We start from the raw sequence: 14942 nt of genomic DNA on the forward strand, positions 1-14942 counted from the left end.
TCACTGGCCGTCGCGCATATGCGGCAGCTGCTGAGTCAGCCGGTCGATTTCCGGCAGGTCATTAAGAAGATCGTCCAGCGCCTGCGTCACGATCTGCTGGGCCGACCGGCCCGTAATCGCGCAGGCCAGCCGCAGTTTGAGATGTCGGTCGGCATCGAGGCGCAGCGTAAAGGCCGCCTTGCGATTGCGGGCGACGGCGGTAACCGGCGCCTTGCCCGCCAGCCGCTTGGCCAGCACCTTGCGCTCCGCCACCACCGGCGGGACGGGAACGACCGGCGCCATCGGCGTCAGGCCGATCGGCGCGGCCGGTTCCTCCATGGCTTCATGCACCGGCTCGACATCGAAACCCATGTCGTTCCAGCCCAGATCATCCTGTTGCCCCAGGTCATCCTGTTGCAACGCCACGCCGGACGGACGGGCAAAGCCCAGCATCGGACGACGCATCGCAGGCTGGGCCGCGCCCTTGCGGGCGAGCAGGCCAGATGTCAGCGAAGCGAGCGGCTTGGGTTCTGCCATGGTCCTGGCTCCCCTTACTGGCCGATCACGCGGCGGCCGAAGCCCCCGCTGGATGGACGGCTGGCGATCGTACCGACGCTGCCTTGGGGCACGGAAAAGACCGTGCGGCGGAAATTTTTCTCCAGCCGGTCCGACACATAGGACCAGAGCGCCTCTACCTCCCCGGCGGAGCGCCCTTTGGGATCGACCTCCATCACGGTGCGGCCGTCGATCATCGATGCGGCAAAATCGGTGCGGTGATGCAACGTCACCGGCGCGACCGTACCATGCTGCGACAGGGCCACGGCGGCTTCGGACGTGATGCGCGCCTTGGGCGTCGCGGCGTTGACGACGAAGATCAGCGGCTTGCCGGCGCGTTCGCACAGGTCGACCGTAGCGCCAACGGCGCGCAGGTCATGCGGGCTGGGCCGGGTCGGCACGACGATCAGTTCGGCGACCGAAATGACGCTCTGGATCGCCATGGTAATGGCAGGCGGCGTATCGATGACGGCCAGCTTGAACCCCTGCTGGCGCAGGATTTCCAGGTCGGCCGCGAGCCGCGCGACCGTGGTCTGGGCGAAAGCGGGAAATTCCGCCTCGCGCTCGTTCCACCAATCGGACAGCGACCCTTGCGGATCGATGTCGATCAGCACGACCGGGCCGGCACCGGCACGTTGCGCCTGCACGGCCAGATGGCCCGACAAGGTGGTCTTGCCCGATCCGCCCTTTTGCGATGCCATTGCCAATATTCGCACGCATACCCCCCGAAAATCCAGTTCCGGGTCGGATTGCCACAGGCGGCGCTAAAATTTGGTTAACTGCCCGCGAAACTTGATGGCCCCGCGATGCCGTGGTTAAGCTACTGTCCAGCATCTTGGCGTTGCGCTAACAAGACTTTAACCTTGTTTGGCCAATGCGGTTGCCCATGACGATTTTCGCACTGGAGCCTGTGCACATGAAGCATATCTGGGGAACGGCGGCGCTGGTCGCGATGTTGGGCGTCGCCCTGCCCGCGCTGGCGGACGTAAAGACCGGCGTCGACGCCTGGCAGCAGGGCGATTATGCCAAGGCGATCGCCGAGTGGCGGCCGCTGGCGCAATCGGGCGATCCCGATGCACAGTTCAACCTGGCCCAGGCCTATAAGCTGGGCCGCGGCGTCCAGCCCGACCTCAACACCGCCATAGACTGGTATCGCAAGGCAGCGGTGCAGGGGCATTTGCGCGCTGAAGATAATCTGGGCCTGTTGCTGTTCCAGCATGGCGACCGCACCGACGCCATGCCCTATCTGCAACGCGCATCGATGCGCGGCGAACCGCGCGCGCAATATATCGTCGGCACCGCCCTGTTCAACGGCGACACGCTGGCCAAGGATTGGGTGCGCGCCTATGCGCTGATGACACGCGCCTCCGCATCCGGCCTGCCGCAGGCATCGACCAGCCTGGAGCAGATGGACAAATATATCCCTGAAGACCAGCGCAAGCAGGGCCTGGCCCTGGCCGCCAGCCTGGAAAAGGGCGACAAGAGCGTGACGCTGGCGCAAGCGGCTCCGCCACCGCCGCGCAGCAACCCGTCGGCTGTTCGCACGACGCAATTGCCGCCTTCCACGCCCAGCCAGCCGACACCAGCGCCCGCGCCGCCCAGGCCCGCACCCCAGCAGGTTGCCGTCGCCAAGCCCAAGCCAGCACCTGCGCCTACGCGGCCGGCCGCCACGGCCCCCGCTCCCGCCGCTTCGGGCGGCTGGCGCGTGCAGCTCGGCGCATTTGGCGAGGAAGGCCGCGCCCGCGCGCTCTGGAGCCAACTCAGCCGCAAGGTCAGCGGCCTGTCCGCCTATCAACCCTATCTGGTGAAGGCCGGTGCCGTAACCCGGCTCCAGGCCGGACCGCTTGCCAGCAGCATCGACGCCGCGCGACTGTGCGGCGCGATCAAAGCCGCCGGCGCGGACTGCATGCCCAAGAAGATGTGAGGCCTCAGGCCCCCCGCGCCTGCTCCACCATCCAGTCGCGAAACTGGCTCAGCGGCCCCGCCCCCAACGCGCCGGTCGGATAGACCAGATAATAGGCCTGCTCGCTCGACAGTGGCCGGGCGAAGGGGATGACCAGCGTGCCCGCCTCCAGTTCCGGCTGGATCAGGAAACTGGGGATCAGCGCCACGCCGCCGCCAGCCGCGCAGGCCTGCGCCAGCATCAGGAAATGCTCATAGGCCGGCCCTGGCGCCAGCCCCGACGCATCCACCCCCGCCGCCGTCAGCCAACGCGCCCAGGCATCGCGCCGAGACGTCTGGCTGAGCAGCGGTGCGCGCAACAAGTCCGCCGGTTCGCGCAGCGGATGCGCGGCGAGCCAGGCCGGCGCGCAGACCGGCACCGCTTCTTCGCGGAACAGAAAGTCCATCGCGACGCCGGGCCAATCCGCCGCGACACCGAAATGGACAGCTGCATCGAACTCTTCATGCCCGAAGTCGAAGGGTTGGGAGCGGGCGGCGAAGTCGATCACCAGATCGGGATGGCGCGCCGTCAGTTGCGGCAGGCGCGGCGCGAGCCAGCGCATCCCGAAGCTGGGCAGGGTGGCGACCCGCAGCGCGGTCTGCGACGGCCGCGCCGAGGCCCGGGCTGTCGCGCGGCGAAGGGCGTCGAGCGCGGGTAACAGATCATCGGCATAGGCCCGCCCCGCTTCGTTCAGCCGCACCCGTCGCCCGATGCGGTCGAACAGGGGCGTCTGCAACCAATCCTCCAGTTGCGCGATCTGCCGGCTGACCGCACTCTGCGTCAGGCCGATTTCTTCGCCCGCCCGCGAAAAACCGCCATGGCGCACCGCCGCCTCGAACGCGGTCAGCGCCTGCATCGGCGGCAAATATTTGCGTGATCCGTTCATTCCAAACTCGCATCAACAGATGACAGGTCGCCATTTTGAATATCCTGCCTATCTTGGCATAAGGGCGTTGTCATCTCGGAGCATTTCATGTCGATTGAGAATATAGGCAGCATAGAGACATTGGTCGTTGCGACCCTGGGCGAAGAGGCGGGCCGCCAGACGCTGGACAGGCTGGCGATCGATCCTGCCCTACTGGCGCAGCGCGGCGACACCGTGTCGCGCGCGGCCTTCGCCATGGCGCTGAACGTCGCCCTGTTTGCCGACCTGTTGCGCCGGGTGCCGAGCGGCGACGCCTATGTCACCGACACATTGGCGCGCGGCGGCAAGGTGGTGTTCGACCATGGCGCGCTGCGCTCCATCCGCTTCCCCAATGGCACGACCGGCGCGCTGCCAGGCGGCGAGGACGCCTTCACCCGCATCTTCCTGCCGCTGGGTTACGCAATGGCGGCCATCTATCCGCTCGACCGGCTGAAGATGACGGGCCGCGCCTACCGCCATATCGACTTCCCCGAAGCCATCCCGCAATTCTTCCTGTCCGAACTGCATGTCGATCGGTTCGACGCGGAATTTGCCGAGGCCGCAGCGCGCGTCTTCGGCACGTCGCGCGATCCGCTGAACGATCAGGCGAAGGACGTGCTGGCGCGCTATGAAGGCGATTCACCTGTCCAACTCGTTGACGCAATCGCCGCGCTGCCCGTGATCCTCTCCGCCTTCGACCGGCAGCATGAAGCGCCGGGTTTCGCCGATTATCAGCTACTTCTGTCCCGGTCCAACGAGGCCGCCTGGATCGCGACCGAGGGCAATGGCTTCAACCATGCGACCGATCGGGTGGCCGATGTCGCCGCCCTCGCCGAACGGCTCAAAGCGGAGGATCGACCGATGAAGGCAAAGCTGGAAGTCTCCGCGACGGGCCGCGTCCGTCAGACCGCCTTCCGCGCCGACAGTGTCGAACGGCTTTTCGCCGACGGGGAATTGCGGCAGGTGCCCGGCTCCTTCTACGAATTTATCAGCCGCGATATCGACCCGGCGACGGGCAGGCTCGACCTTGCCTTCGACACCGGTAACGCCACCGGCATCTTCGCCATGACGAGTGCGCAATCGGGCGCGCAAGAAAGTCCTGCACGGTGAGCCTGATGCTGCAATCCTTCGATCCGGCGTCACGCGAACTGGTCTGGGAGGGCCCGGTCGCGAGCGCCGATGATTGCCACCGCGCCATCGCCACCGCCCATGCCGCCCTGCCCGGCTGGCGCGCCCTGCCGGTGGCCGACCGCATCGCTATCGCCCACCGCTATGCGCAGGTGTTGGGGGAAAGGCGCGCGGCGCTGGCGCAGCTCATTTCCCGCGAAACGGGCAAACTGCTTTGGGAAAGCGACGCGGAAATCGGGTCGATGATCGCCAAGGTCGATGTGTCGATCAAGGCCCATGCCGAACGCACCGGCGAGCGCGCCGCCGACATGCCCTTCGGCCGCGCCGTGCTGCGCCATCGCGGTCATGGCGTGATGGCGGTGCTTGGCCCCTATAATTTCCCCGGCCACCTGCCCAACGGCCATATCGTCCCCGCCCTGATCGCGGGCAATGCGGTTGTGTTCAAGCCCTCGGAGATCACCCCGGCCACCGGCGCAGCGATGGCCGACGCCTGGGCGGCGGCGGGCCTGCCCGATGGGCTGTTGACCGTGGTCCAGGGCGGCCGCGCCACCGGCGAAGCGCTGGTCGCGGGCGACATCGACGGGCTGCTGTTCACCGGATCGGCGGGCGCAGGCGCTGCGCTGCGCCGGGCGTTGGTCGACCGGCCCCATGTCGTCATGGCGCTGGAACTGGGGGGCAATAACCCGCTGATCGCCTGGGACAGCCCGGAAGCCGCAGCCTCGATCATCGTCAGTTCCGCCTTTATCACCACCGGCCAGCGTTGTTCCTGCGCCCGCCGCCTGATTGTGCCGGAAGGCAGGGTCGGCGACGCGATCGTGGAAGCGACCGCCGTGCTCGCCGCACAACTCCCGATCGCCGCCTGGAACGAACCGGGCGACGCCTTCATGGGACCACTGGTGTCGGATCAGGCCGCCGCGGCATCGCATCGCGCTGTCAGCGACCTGATCGCGCGCGGCGCGCGGGTCATACGCGCCTTCGACGGGGCGCAGGGCCGCAGCGCCGCCTTCGTCACGCCCGCCCTGCTCGACCTGACCGGCGTAGACGCGCCCGATGCGGAGATTTTCGCACCGGTGCTGTCGGTCATTCGTGTCCCTGATTTCGACGCCGCGATCGCCGCCGCCAACGCGACCAGCTTCGGCCTGTCCGCTGGCCTCATCTCGCAGGACGAGTCGCTATGGCAGCGGGTTGTCGAGGAAAGCCGCGCCGGCGTGGTCAACCGCAACCGGCCGACCACGGGCGCGGCGGGCAACATGCCCTTTGGCGGCCTCGGCGCGTCAGGCAATCATCGTCCCAGCGCCTATTATGCCGCCGACTATTGCGCCTATCCCATCGCCAGTTTCGAAGCCGACGGTGTGACGGCGGTGCCAGTCAACGGTTTGGGCAGCTAAGACGCTCGCCCGCGCCGTTGGCGGGATGGCCAAATGGCGCGGGCCTGGGTTCAAAGCCCCAGCCGCGCCCAGAATTCATCGGGCGCAATCGCCCCGCCAGCTACGGATTTGCGCTCGACGCGGGACCAAGACGAATGGGGCAGATAGACATGGCTGTCAGGCTGGACGCGATGGGGCTGGCGGGGGCGTGTGGTTTTGCGAGTCATCGTCTTCTCCTCAAAGCAAGGGAACACGAAACCTGGCGTCGTCGCTTCGGCACCGTGCGCTTTAGCCGTTGGTGACGCGGAGCAAGCTGACATCCTTCAAAAGCCGCGGAGCATGACGCTCGCGACTCTATCTATCGATCTGGTTGAGAAAGTCGAAATAGCTTTGCTTGGGGTGTGGCCAGTCCTGCTTGGCCATCGCAGCTTATGCCGGATCAACCGATCCGGTGCAGCCCGCATAGCTTATTGCCGGCCGGATCGCGCAGATAGGCGAGATAGAGCTTACCGAAGCCGCCTTCGCGCACGCCGGGCGGATCTTCACAGGTTGCGCCGCCTGCCGCTACGCCTGCCGCATGCCAGGCGTCCGCCTGTTCGGGCGAGGCCATGGTGAAACCGATGGTCCCGCCATTGGCGTGACAGGCCGATGCACCATCGATCGGCTTGGTGACCAGGAACAGGGCATCGTCATGCATATAAATGGCACGGCCCATGTCGTCGAAAAAGCCAGGCTTCGCGCCGAGCGCGCCGAATGTGGCGTCATAGAATGCCTTGGACGCCTCCATATCGTTAGCGCCCACCATGATGTGGCTGAACATCAGCATCTCCAAATATGCGGGATCAAAGGACGCATGGATGCCATGCGTTGGCACCCAACAACGTGATAAGGGCGATCAATTCGGACGAGTGACCGCCAGCCAAGCCGCGGTCAGGCGGGAAATCCCGCCGCCGGGATCAAAAGATCGTGCTGTACAAGAACCAGCCCACGATCAGCAGGCTCGACACGATGCAAATACGATCACCAAAGACGTCGATACGAGACATCAGAAAAACATCCTTCCACATGCAGCGCTCTACGTCGCTTCGAAGGGAAGATTACATCAGTTTTCACCACATCGGAATAGCAAAGTTGCGACCAATCGCCTTATTGAACCGCTGAACCGACGTTCAGCGCCTCTTGAAAGCGATTTCAGTCAACCCACCCCTTCTTACAGGCGGCCAGACGTTACTTTAACGGCCGTTATTTAACGGAAATCCGAGCCACGATGCTGGAGGAAGGACCGAGTCGCTTCCTCCGGCCCGCGATAGGCTTCCTGAAACTCGGCGCTCCAATATTTCAGGTCTTCCAGATCGATTCGCGCGCCGGATACAGCGCAGAGCACGAACTGCCCCGGCTGCACGATATCGAAATGCGGCGTGTCATAACGCAGCACAGCCAAGCCCGGAATATCCGTCACCATCAATCGCCCGTCAGGATGCGATCGACCAGTTGCTTCACGGTCGGCACAAACCCGTTGGAGTAGAAGGGGTCCTGCTTGAACTTATATGCGCCATGGCCCGCGAAGATCAAATTCTGATCGAGGTCGCCGCCATGCACCGCTTCCTGCAACGCCTTCTGGATGCAGAAGCTGCGCGGGTCGGCAAGGCGGCCGGTCGAGTTGGTCTCGCTGTCCATCCAGCTGGAGAAGGAACATTGGCTGAGGCACCCCATGCAATCCGTCTGATCCTTGCGGATGACGCCCTTTTCCTCCTCGCCCACGAATACCAGCGTATTGTCCGGCGTCTTGAGCGCGGCGGTGAAGCCCTGCCCCACCCATTCGCGAGCACGATTGAGGTCGCCCAGCGTGACCCAGAAATTCTTGCCCTTCACGCCCACGTCAAGCTGGTGGGTATGGTCGCCCGCCTGTTCGGTGCTGAACGGTATCTGCCGTTCCGACCGCGCCTCAAGCTGACGCAGGAAGGGATTGCGTACCGCCGAGCTATAAAAGCCGGTCGGGGAAAATTTATGGAGCAGGACATCGCCGGGATTGAGCTGGGTCAGCCGGTCCTTCCATCCCTGGGGGATCGGGCTTTCCTGCGTCAGCAGCGGGCGGGTGCCGAACTGGAACATGATCGCCCCCAGTTCGGGGTTGTCGATCCAGTCGTTCCAGTCCTTGAGCGCCCAGACGCCGCCCGCCATCACGATCGGCACATCGTCCGAAATGCCGCCTTCGCGCATCGTGTCGCGCAGCGCCTTGACGCGGGGATAGGGGTCCTGGGGCACCTTGGGATCTTCGGCATTGGACAGGCCGTTATGGCCGCCCGCCAGCCAGGGGTCTTCATAGACCACCGCCGCCAGCCATTCGGACGCCTTGGAATAGGCGCGTTTCCACAGCGCGCGGAACGCGCGACCGGAGGATACGATGGGCAGGTAGCTGACATTGTAGGAGGCCGCGATCTCCGACAACTTATAAGGCATGCCCGCGCCGCAAGTGACGCCCGCCACCATGCCCTTGGTCTTTTCCAGAACGCCGTGCAGGATACGCTGCGCGCCGCCCATTTCCCACAGCACGTTGATGTTGATCGCGCCCTTGCCCCCGGCGATCTCATAGGCGCGCTTCACCTGCTCGACCGCGCCATCGATAGCGTAGGCGACCAGTTCCTCATGGCGATCGCGGCGGGTGCGGCCATGGTAGATTTGGGGGATGACGTTACCGAAACTGTCATAGCTGTCGGCATTGACCGCCGATACCGTGCCGATGCCGCCTGCGGCCGCCCAGGCGCCCGAACTGGCATGGTTGGACACGGCAACGCCCTTGCCACCTTCGACCAGTGGCCAGACCTCTCGGCCGCCATAGACGATAGGCTTCAACCCCTTGAACAACGACATCTCCTGCACAAACGGCCCGGCCCCTCGGCCGGGTAAAAAGCGACCCTATAGCAGCTTTGGCTGTCTATGACGAATTTGGCGCGCCCTAGCGCAAAACCATGGGGCTGGCCAGTGCCTCCCCATAAAGGCGTGCATAAGCGTTTACCATGTCGTTTTCGGCATAGTCGCGCGTGGCGCGTGCACGGTTGGCGGCACCGAGCCGGGCGCGCAGGTCATCGTCGCCCGCCAGCGTCCCCAGCGCGGCCGCTAGCCCCTCCTCATCGGCCACGACAAAAGGCCGGTTTTCCGGCGCGACCATATTCGCGACGTCGCCGACATCCATGGACGCCGCCGGGACGCCGGCCGCCATCGCCTCCACCAGCGAAATCGGGAATTGCTCGCTGTCGGAGGACAAAGCGAAAATGTCGAACAGGCCGACGAAGCGCCAGGGGCGGTCCATGAACCCGGCCATATGGATATCGTCCAGCCCAAGCGCGGCGGCCTGCGCCAGGATCGCGTCGCGCTCCGGCCCCTCGCCCACCACCACCAGTTGCAGCCGGTCCTTGTGCGCCGCGACGGCGCGGACGAGGCGCGGGATATTCTTGACCGGCCGCAACCCCGCCAGCGTGCCGACCAGCAGCTTGCCCGGCGTGCGGACGAGGCCGGGAATGGCATCCGCCGATGGCGGAGCGGCATAGCGGGCGACGTCGATGCCGTTGCGAATCAGGTGAACCTTGCCCAACGGCTGCTTCCATACCGACCGCGCAATGGTTTCCAGCCGCACCGACGGCACCACCATGCCATGCGCGCGTTGCAGCCCGAGGCGACGGAAGAGGTTGCGTTTGATTTTCAACCCATCGGTTTCATCGGCGTTGAACCCGTCCTCATGATGGATGAGCGGCGGAAGGCCGGCCGAAGCCCCCGCCAACCGATGGGCCATGACCGCGTCCATCGATCCCCAATTATAGGTCAGGACCAGGTCGAACCCCTTGAGGAAGGCGGTGATGACCTTGTAGCGGGCCACCCCCGGCTTGCCCGCGAAAGACGGTCCATCGGGAAAGTCGACGTCGATACCCGGATCGATTGCGTTCCGCGCGCCCATGGCCGCGGGGTCGGCGCTGACGATGCTGTGCCGCGCCTTGTCGCCCCAGATGTTCATAAGCCGCACGGCGCGCGCTTCCTTGCCGCCCAGGGTGAAGCTGCCATGGACGTGGAGAATATGCGGCCGCTCAACCATGCAGGACGCGGTCCAGCAACCGGTCGATCGCGGCGACGCTTTCCGGCTCGTCCAGCGCCGGAGCATGGCCGACGCCCGGCACCGTCGTCAGTTCGACGCTGTCGCCGATTCCCTCCGCCATGCGCTGCGCCGTGGCGGCGGACAGCAGGTCGGATCGCTCGCCGCGCAGCAACAGGGTAGGGACGCCCTGGAACGCCTGCATGACAGGCCACATGTCGACGCCCGCCTCGCTGCCCATGGCGCGGATCGGTTCGGCGATCTTCATGTCATAATCGAGCACGACGCGCCCGCCGCTGTTCAGGCGATAGAGGCGCTTGGCCATGGCCAGCCATTGTTCCAGATCATAGCCAGGATAGACGTCGCCATTGGCGTCAGCCAGCGCGCGGGCGGCATGAACCCACGTCGGATGCGACTGGCCCACGCCGACATAGGATCGGATGCGCGCCAGCCCACCTTCGTCCAGCACCGGCCCGACATCGTTAAGCAGCGCGCCGGCCAGCCATTCCTTGTGCGTGGCAGCGATCAACATGGTGATAACGCCGCCCAGCGATGTGCCGACCGCAACGAAGCGGGTGATGGCCAAGTCGGCCAGCAACCGGCTGATATCCTGCAAATAGGTCAGCGGGACATAGGTCATCGCGTCCTTGGCATAGGCGCTTTCGGCGCGGCCGCGCATGTCCGGGCAGATCAGCCGCCACTCGCCGGCCAGCCGTCCGGCCAGCGGTTCGAAATCGCGGGCATTGCGGGTCAGCCCCGGCAGGCAGAGCAACGGCGGGCGGCCATCATCGCCCGCGCCCCCGTTCCTGGCATAGTCCCGATAATGGAGCCGCAGCCCGTCGGGTGACCACCAATATCCATCGCTATAGCCGCTCAAGCTTGATCCTTCTGGTGACCTTCCCCCATATCGCCTTATGAACCAGACGCCGCAAGCCGCCATTTATCGCCCCGCCACCGAAATCGACACGCTGATGCCCGACATCGCCGATCCGGTCGCGGCGGCGGACTTTCCGCAGACGATCCTGCGCTACCGCAACGACCGGGCCGCCGCCTCGGTGGGGCTGGACGGCTTGAGCGACGCGGAGTGGATCGCGCATTTCGGTCGTTTTGCACCGTTAGAGGGCAGCCTGCCCCGGCCGCTGGCGCTGCGCTATCATGGCCATCAGTTCCGCCATTATAATCCCGATATCGGCGACGGCCGCGGTTTCGTGTTCGCGCAGCTGCGCGACGACGCGGGCCGCCTGCTCGACCTGGGCACCAAGGGAACGGGCCGCACGCCCCATAGCCGATCGGGCGATGGCCGCCTGACGCTGAAGGGCGGGGTGCGCGAGATTTTGGCGACCGAGATGCTGGAAGCGTTGGGCGTCACCACGTCCAAGACTTTTTCCATCATCGAGACGGGCGAAGCACTGGAGCGCAACGACGAACCATCCCCCACCCGCGGCGCGGCGATGGTGCGGCTGAGCCATTCGCATATCCGCATCGGATCGTTCCAGCGCGCAGCCTTTCACGACGACAAGGCGCTGCTGGCGAAGCTGACCGACTATGCTCTCACCCGCCTTTATGGCGAGACGCCGGGCGATAATCCGCCGGCGCAACTGCTGGGTCGGGTGGTCGAACGCACCGCCGACCTCGCCGCCAGCTATATGGTGGCAGGCTTCGTCCATGGCGTGCTCAACAGCGACAATATCAACGTCACCGGCGAGAGTTTCGACTATGGACCTTGGCGCTTCACCCCGCTGTGGGACACCAATTTCACTGCCGCCTATTTCGACCATCAGGGGCTTTATGCCTTCGGACGGCAGGCCGAGGCGATCCATTGGGATGTCGCGCAACTGGCGGTGTCGCTCCGTCCGCTGGTGGAGGCACCGGCGCTGATCGAGCAACTGGAGCGGTTCCCGGCGCTCTATGGCGAGGCCATGCAACGGCGCTTCTGCTGGCGGCTGGGCGTCGAGGGCGCAGAGCCGGGCGCGATGATCGAGGCGGCCGTGCGCGGCATGATAACGACCAGCACGCCGATCGATCGTTTCTTCCACGACTGGCGCGGCGGCGTACCGCGGGATGGCGCACACTATGGCGATGCCGTCTGGGCACCGTTTCGCGAGGCGATCACGGGCTTTAGCGCCGTGGCCGGCGCAAAGGACCATCCCTATTGGTCGGACGAGGCGCCCTGCTCCATGCATATCGAGGAGGTTGAGGCCATATGGACCGCTATTGACCAGGATGACGACTGGGCACCGCTGCACGCCAAAGTCGCGGCGATCCGGCGGATGGGGGAAGCGCATGGCACACCGCCCGGCCCCATCGCATAAGTACGACAAGTCGAGCGCGCACCCCTCTTCTTTCCTTAACCAATTTCCGCCATAGCATTTGCCAAATGGTCGCGCCGCTTACATCCCATGAACCCGCCACCGGCGCTCTGCTCTGGCAGGGCGAGACGGGCGACGTCGATGCGGAGGTCGCCCGCGCCCGCGCCGCCTGGCCGAAATGGGCGGCGCAGCCCATCGCCTATCGCATCGAAACGCTGCGCCGCTTCGTCAATGTAGTGCGGCGGCAGGAAGACGCGCTGGCGGACCTGATCGCGCGCGAAACCGGCAAGCCATTGTGGGACGCGCGCAATGAAGTTCAGGCGGTAATGGGCAAGGTCGACGTCAGCGTCGCCGCCTATTCCGAATGCACCGGACAGCGTCGACTGGAAGCGGCCTTGGGCGCGCGCCAGTCGGTGCGGCATAAGCCCCACGGCGTCATGGCGGTGCTTGGCCCCTATAATTTCCCCGCGCATTTGCCCAACGGCCATATCATCCCCGCGCTGCTGGCGGGCAACGCGGTGGTGTTCAAGCCGTCGGAAAAGACGCCTGCGGTGGGCGAGATGATGGTCAGGCTCTATCATGAGGCAGGCGTGCCCGTGGATGCGATCCGGCTGTTGCTCGGCGGCCCGGACGCGGGCAAGGCGCTCGGCGCCCATCCCGATGTCGGCGGCATCCTCTTCACCGGATCGGCCCAGACCGGCATCGCGATCAACCGCCAATATGCTGCGCAGCCGTCCAAGATATTGGCGCTGGAAATGGGCGGCAACAACCCGATCATCGTCTGGGACACGCCCGAAATCAACGCCGCCGCGACACTGGTGGTACAGTCGGCTTTCATGAGCAGCGGTCAGCGCTGCACCGCCGCCAGCCGCCTGATCGTGCGCGACAGCATCGCCGACCGGCTGATCGCGGAGGTCAAGAAGCTGGCCGACCGGCTGATCGTCGATCATCCTCATGCCGATCCCACCCCCTATATGGGGCCGGTGATCGACAATCCGACCGCCGACGGACTGACCGAAAGCTTCCTCTATCTGATGAGCAATGGCGGCCGACCGATCAAGCATATGGTCCGGCCGCACAAGGGCTTGCCGTTCCTTAGCCCCGCGATCATAGACGTCACCGCGATGAAGGAGCGGCCCGATGTCGAACTGTTCGGCCCGCTATTGCAGGTTATCCGTGTGGCCGACTTCGGCGACGCGATCGCGGAGGCCAACAACACCCGCTATGGCCTTTCCGCATCGCTGATCGGCGGGTCGCCGGAACAATATAATCAGTTCTGGGCCAATATCCGCGCCGGCGTGGTCAACTGGAACCGGCCGACCAATGGCGCGTCCTCCTCCGCGCCGTTCGGCGGCACCGGCATATCGGGCAACCACCGCCCCAGCGCCTATTATGCCGCGGATTATTGCGCCTATCCGGTGGTGTCGGCGGAAATCGAAACGCCCCGCGCCTCGATCGGCGTCGGCCTCAAGGACATTGACGTCAGCGTCATGGGCGATTGAGCGGCCAAATATTTCCCCAAAACATTTCCTAGTCCCCGCCATACCCATTCTGAATTGAACTTTGGCGGCGCTTTCGCCATCTGGCCAACATGGCTGACAAAGCAACTTCGACAGTCCAGTTGGTGGGCGCGGGACCGGGCGACCCGGATCTGTTGACCATCAAGGCAGCGCGCCTGATCGCGCAAGCAGACGTTATCGTACATGACGGACTGGTGTCGGACGCGATACTGGCGCTCGCTTCCCCCCATGCCGATCTGATTTCCGTCGCCAAGCAGCGCAGCCGCCATTCCATGCCGCAGGAGGCGATCAACGCCCTGTTGGTGGACCTGGCGCGCGAAGGCCGCAACGTCGTGCGCCTGAAGGGTGGCGATCCGTTCATCTTCGGCCGCGGCGGCGAGGAAGTCGATGCCTGCCGCGCCGCTGGCGTGCCGGTCGAAGTCGTGCCGGGCATCAGCGCCGCGATCGGCAGCGCGGCTATGGCGCAATTGCCGCTCACCCATCGCGATGCGTCGAGCGCGGTCAGCTTCGTCGCAGGTCAGTGCAAGGGGCTGACCGACCAGGATTGGTCGGGCCTGGCGGGCCAGGGGCGCACGCTCGTCATTTACATGGGCGTGGCCACGGCCAACGCCATCGCCGACAAACTGATGGCTGACGGTGTGTCCCCTGCGATCCCGGTCGCGGTGCTGGAAAATGGCACGCGCACCGATATGCGGACGCTGCGCACCTTGCTTGCCGATCTGGGCGACATGGTGGCGCGCGAGAATGTGGTCAGCCCGGCCCTGATCGTGGTCGGCGACGTGGCGGCCAATGCGCTGGCGCAAGATGTGCTGGCGGACTGGACCGCCAAAGGGGAGATTATTTCGGAGATGCGTTCGTGAAGATATTGACCGGCAACGATCTTGTGAGCGGCGACGTCATCTGGTGGGCAGGCGACGGCTGGTCGCGCCAGGTCGGCGACAGCGCCGATGTGGGCGAACGCGGCGACGACCTTGCCCGGACCGAGGAAGCCGCGCTGCGCGTGGTCGGCGCCTATGTCATCGACGCGACCGTCTCTGACGATGGCGTGCGCCCGGCCCATATCAAGGACCGCATCCGCGCGCTGGGTCCCACCGTGCGTCCCGACCTGATGCTGAAACCGAACGACGCCGATGCCGGCAACTGGGTGATCTGAA

General features: G+C 65.3%; 17 protein-coding genes. 8 read left to right on the plus strand and 9 right to left on the minus strand.

The features are described from left to right. Together HHL08_RS11995 and HHL08_RS12000 are read right to left on the minus strand one after the other, a co-directional pair. Complete coding sequence (locus tag HHL08_RS11995) at nucleotides 1-516, minus strand: hypothetical protein (RefSeq protein ID WP_169573406.1); 516 nt, start codon at nucleotides 514-516, stop codon at nucleotides 1-3. A gap of 14 nt (nucleotides 517-530) precedes the next feature. Further along, nucleotides 531-1250, minus strand: a complete 720-nt coding sequence (locus tag HHL08_RS12000) for an AAA family ATPase (protein WP_169573407.1) — start codon at nucleotides 1248-1250, stop codon at nucleotides 531-533. Nucleotides 1251-1450: 200 nt separating this feature from the next. Between HHL08_RS12000 and HHL08_RS12005 the strand changes: the two genes are divergently transcribed. Further along, on the plus strand, nucleotides 1451-2458 hold the full coding sequence (locus tag HHL08_RS12005) for an SPOR domain-containing protein (protein WP_169573478.1): 1008 nt from the start codon (nucleotides 1451-1453) through the stop codon (nucleotides 2456-2458). A 4-nt stretch (nucleotides 2459-2462) separates the two neighbouring features. On the opposite strand, the gene gcvA is transcribed toward HHL08_RS12005, so the two are convergent. Continuing rightward, nucleotides 2463-3362 carry a transcriptional regulator GcvA gene (gcvA, locus tag HHL08_RS12010; RefSeq protein ID WP_169573408.1) on the minus strand — a complete coding sequence of 300 codons (900 nt, stop codon included), beginning with the start codon at nucleotides 3360-3362 and terminating at the stop codon, nucleotides 2463-2465. Nucleotides 3363-3449: 87 nt separating this feature from the next. Here gcvA and HHL08_RS12015 point away from each other — a divergent pair, with 87 nt between their 5' ends. Beyond that, nucleotides 3450-4490, plus strand: a complete 1041-nt coding sequence (locus tag HHL08_RS12015; RefSeq protein ID WP_169573409.1) for a DUF1338 domain-containing protein — start codon at nucleotides 3450-3452, stop codon at nucleotides 4488-4490. A gap of 5 nt (nucleotides 4491-4495) precedes the next feature. Beyond that, nucleotides 4496-5896: a succinylglutamate-semialdehyde dehydrogenase gene (gene astD / locus HHL08_RS12020; protein WP_206377843.1), complete on the plus strand. Its 1401-nt coding sequence runs from the start codon at nucleotides 4496-4498 to the stop codon at nucleotides 5894-5896. Nucleotides 5897-5946: 50 nt separating this feature from the next. Here the strand turns inward: astD (HHL08_RS12020) and HHL08_RS12025 are convergent, their stop codons facing one another. Both HHL08_RS12025 and HHL08_RS12030 read right to left on the minus strand, forming a co-directional pair. Next, complete coding sequence (locus HHL08_RS12025; RefSeq protein ID WP_169573410.1) at nucleotides 5947-6102, minus strand: hypothetical protein; 156 nt, start codon at nucleotides 6100-6102, stop codon at nucleotides 5947-5949. 212 nt (nucleotides 6103-6314) lie between these two features. Next, nucleotides 6315-6695 (minus strand): VOC family protein, encoded by a 381-nt coding sequence (locus tag HHL08_RS12030; RefSeq protein ID WP_169573411.1) that lies wholly within the window; start codon nucleotides 6693-6695, stop codon nucleotides 6315-6317. Here HHL08_RS12030 and HHL08_RS12035 point away from each other — a divergent pair. Further along, the gene (locus tag HHL08_RS12035) at nucleotides 6679-7125 is read left to right on the plus strand and encodes a hypothetical protein (RefSeq protein WP_169573215.1); all 447 of its coding nucleotides are present in this window, start codon (nucleotides 6679-6681) and stop codon (nucleotides 7123-7125) included. The two genes, HHL08_RS12030 and HHL08_RS12035, sit on opposite strands and share 17 nt — an antisense overlap. Here HHL08_RS12035 and HHL08_RS12040 read toward each other — a convergent pair. The 4 genes from HHL08_RS12040 to HHL08_RS12055 form a co-directional block, all read right to left on the minus strand. Then, nucleotides 7122-7337 carry a DUF2093 domain-containing protein gene (locus tag HHL08_RS12040; protein WP_169573412.1) on the minus strand — a complete coding sequence of 72 codons (216 nt, stop codon included), beginning with the start codon at nucleotides 7335-7337 and terminating at the stop codon, nucleotides 7122-7124. The genes HHL08_RS12035 and HHL08_RS12040 overlap by 4 nt on opposite strands. Then, complete coding sequence (locus HHL08_RS12045; RefSeq protein WP_169573413.1) at nucleotides 7337-8740, minus strand: NAD(P)H-dependent flavin oxidoreductase; 1404 nt, start codon at nucleotides 8738-8740, stop codon at nucleotides 7337-7339. Before HHL08_RS12045 ends, HHL08_RS12040 begins: the two co-directional genes overlap by 1 nt. 91 nt (nucleotides 8741-8831) lie before the next feature. Beyond that, nucleotides 8832-9962, minus strand: coding sequence for a glycosyltransferase (locus HHL08_RS12050; RefSeq protein WP_169573414.1), 1131 nt, complete (start codon nucleotides 9960-9962; stop codon nucleotides 8832-8834). Continuing rightward, nucleotides 9955-10836, minus strand: a complete 882-nt coding sequence (locus HHL08_RS12055) for an alpha/beta fold hydrolase (RefSeq protein WP_169573415.1) — start codon at nucleotides 10834-10836, stop codon at nucleotides 9955-9957. The genes HHL08_RS12050 and HHL08_RS12055 overlap by 8 nt, the downstream gene beginning before the upstream one ends. 37 nt (nucleotides 10837-10873) lie before the next feature. Here HHL08_RS12055 and HHL08_RS12060 point away from each other — a divergent pair, with 37 nt between their 5' ends. From HHL08_RS12060 to HHL08_RS12075, 4 genes are all read left to right on the plus strand, one after another. Then, complete coding sequence (locus HHL08_RS12060) at nucleotides 10874-12271, plus strand: protein adenylyltransferase SelO family protein (protein ID WP_169573416.1); 1398 nt, start codon at nucleotides 10874-10876, stop codon at nucleotides 12269-12271. A 65-nt stretch (nucleotides 12272-12336) separates the two neighbouring features. Beyond that, complete coding sequence (gene astD, locus HHL08_RS12065; RefSeq protein WP_169573417.1) at nucleotides 12337-13770, plus strand: succinylglutamate-semialdehyde dehydrogenase; 1434 nt, start codon at nucleotides 12337-12339, stop codon at nucleotides 13768-13770. A gap of 89 nt (nucleotides 13771-13859) precedes the next feature. After that, complete coding sequence (cobA, locus tag HHL08_RS12070) at nucleotides 13860-14648, plus strand: uroporphyrinogen-III C-methyltransferase (RefSeq protein ID WP_169573418.1); 789 nt, start codon at nucleotides 13860-13862, stop codon at nucleotides 14646-14648. Beyond that, a complete protein-coding gene (locus tag HHL08_RS12075) occupies nucleotides 14645-14941 on the plus strand; it encodes a DUF2849 domain-containing protein (RefSeq protein ID WP_088184630.1) in 297 nt (98 codons plus the stop codon). Before cobA ends, HHL08_RS12075 begins: the two co-directional genes overlap by 4 nt. Nucleotide 14942: the final 1 nt, after the last annotated feature.

Origin of the sequence: Sphingobium psychrophilum (assembly GCF_012927105.1) — a bacterium.
Taxonomy (GTDB): Bacteria; Pseudomonadota; Alphaproteobacteria; order Sphingomonadales; family Sphingomonadaceae; genus Sphingobium; species Sphingobium psychrophilum.

Bases quoted from the DNA above. Each gene is read 5' to 3' on its own strand.
- cobA (WP_169573418.1), top strand. From the start codon at position 13,860: ATGGCTGACAAAGCAACTTCGACAGTCCAGTTGGTGGGCGCGGGACCG.
- HHL08_RS12030 (WP_169573411.1), bottom strand. From the start codon at position 6,695: ATGTTCAGCCACATCATGGTGGGCGCTAACGATATGGAGGCGTCCAAG.
- HHL08_RS12035 (WP_169573215.1), top strand. From the start codon at position 6,679: ATGATGTGGCTGAACATCAGCATCTCCAAATATGCGGGATCAAAGGAC.
- HHL08_RS11995 (WP_169573406.1), bottom strand. From the start codon at position 516: ATGGCAGAACCCAAGCCGCTCGCTTCGCTGACATCTGGCCTGCTCGCC.
- HHL08_RS12025 (WP_169573410.1), bottom strand. From the start codon at position 6,102: ATGACTCGCAAAACCACACGCCCCCGCCAGCCCCATCGCGTCCAGCCT.
- HHL08_RS12015 (WP_169573409.1), top strand. From the start codon at position 3,450: ATGTCGATTGAGAATATAGGCAGCATAGAGACATTGGTCGTTGCGACC.
- astD (WP_206377843.1), top strand. From the start codon at position 4,496: ATGCTGCAATCCTTCGATCCGGCGTCACGCGAACTGGTCTGGGAGGGC.
- astD (WP_169573417.1), top strand. From the start codon at position 12,337: ATGGTCGCGCCGCTTACATCCCATGAACCCGCCACCGGCGCTCTGCTC.
- HHL08_RS12060 (WP_169573416.1), top strand. From the start codon at position 10,874: ATGAACCAGACGCCGCAAGCCGCCATTTATCGCCCCGCCACCGAAATC.
- HHL08_RS12050 (WP_169573414.1), bottom strand. From the start codon at position 9,962: ATGGTTGAGCGGCCGCATATTCTCCACGTCCATGGCAGCTTCACCCTG.
- HHL08_RS12005 (WP_169573478.1), top strand. From the start codon at position 1,451: ATGAAGCATATCTGGGGAACGGCGGCGCTGGTCGCGATGTTGGGCGTC.
- gcvA (WP_169573408.1), bottom strand. From the start codon at position 3,362: ATGAACGGATCACGCAAATATTTGCCGCCGATGCAGGCGCTGACCGCG.
- HHL08_RS12040 (WP_169573412.1), bottom strand. From the start codon at position 7,337: ATGGTGACGGATATTCCGGGCTTGGCTGTGCTGCGTTATGACACGCCG.